At 56.1% G+C, this 1,422-nt stretch carries 1 rRNA gene; it reads right to left on the bottom strand.

From position 1 onward, the window contains the following. Positions 1-37: 37 nt before the first annotated feature. Positions 38-1,422 (bottom strand): 23S ribosomal RNA (locus tag BLR21_RS41460); the annotation flags it as partial.

Genomic DNA, 1,422 nt, shown 5'->3' with positions numbered 1-1,422 from the left:
GTTCTTCCAGAACCGCACAGTGGATGCGTAGCGTCTTTGTAACAAGTCCTCGGCCTATTAGTACCAGTCAGCTCCAACCGTTACCGGTCTTCCACCTCTGGCCTATCAACCCAGTGGTCTAGCTGGGGGCCTTAACTCACGAAGAGTGGGATACCTCATCTTGGAACGAGCTTCCCGCTTAGATGCCTTCAGCGGTTATCCCTTCCGAACGTAGCCAACCAGCAATGCTCTTGGCAGAACAACTGGCACACCAGCGGTCCGTCCGTCCCGGTCCTCTCGTACTAGGGACAGCCTTCCTCAAGTATCCTACGCGCGCGGCGGATAGGGACCGAACTGTCTCACGACGTTCTAAACCCAGCTCGCGTACCGCTTTAATGGGCGAACAGCCCAACCCTTGGGACCTACTCCAGCCCCAGGATGCGACGAGCCGACATCGAGGTGCCAAACCATCCCGTCGATATGGACTCTTGGGGAAGATCAGCCTGTTATCCCCGGGGTACCTTTTATCCGTTGAGCGACCACGCTTCCACAAGCCATGGCCGGATCACTAGTTCCGACTTTCGTCCCTGCTCGACCCGTCAGTCTCACAGTCAAGCTCCCTTGTGCACTTGCACTCAACACCTGATTGCCAACCAGGCTGAGGGAACCTTTGAGCGCCTCCGTTACTCTTTGGGAGGCAACCGCCCCAGTTAAACTACCCACCAGGCACTGTCCCTGATCCGGATCACGGACCGAGGTTAGACATCCAATACGACCAGAGTGGTATTTCAACGATGACTCCACAACCACTGGCGTGGCCGCTTCACAGTCTCCCACCTATCCTACACAAGCCGAATCGAACACCAATACCAAGCTATAGTAAAGGTCCCGGGGTCTTTCCGTCCTGCCGCGCGTAACGAGCATCTTTACTCGTAATGCAATTTCGCCGGGCCTGCGGTTGAGACAGTCGAGAAGTCGTTACGCCATTCGTGCAGGTCGGAACTTACCCGACAAGGAATTTCGCTACCTTAGGATGGTTATAGTTACCACCGCCGTTTACTGGCGCTTAAGTTCTCAGCTTCGCCCTTGCGGACTAACCGGTCCCCTTAACGTTCCAGCACCGGGCAGGCGTCAGTCCATATACATCGTCTTGCGACTTCGCATGGACCTGTGTTTTTAGTAAACAGTCGCTTCTCGCTGGTCTCTGCGGCCGTCTCGCCCTAGCCTGCAAGAGGCTTCAAGCGCTACGGCCCCCCTTCTCCCGAAGTTACGGGGGCATTTTGCCGAGTTCCTTAACCACAGTTCGCCCGATCGCCTTGGTATTCTCTACCTGACCACCTGTGTCGGTTTGGGGTACGGGCCGCGTGAAAGCTCGCTAGAGGCTTTTCTCGGCAGCATGGGATCACTCTACTTCGCCTCAATCGGCTACGCATCACGTCTCAG

This window comes from Lentzea albidocapillata subsp. violacea, assembly GCF_900100275.1.
Classification (GTDB): Bacteria; Actinomycetota; Actinomycetes; order Mycobacteriales; family Pseudonocardiaceae; genus Lentzea; species Lentzea violacea.
This window is presented reverse-complemented; position numbering and strand designations above follow the sequence as displayed.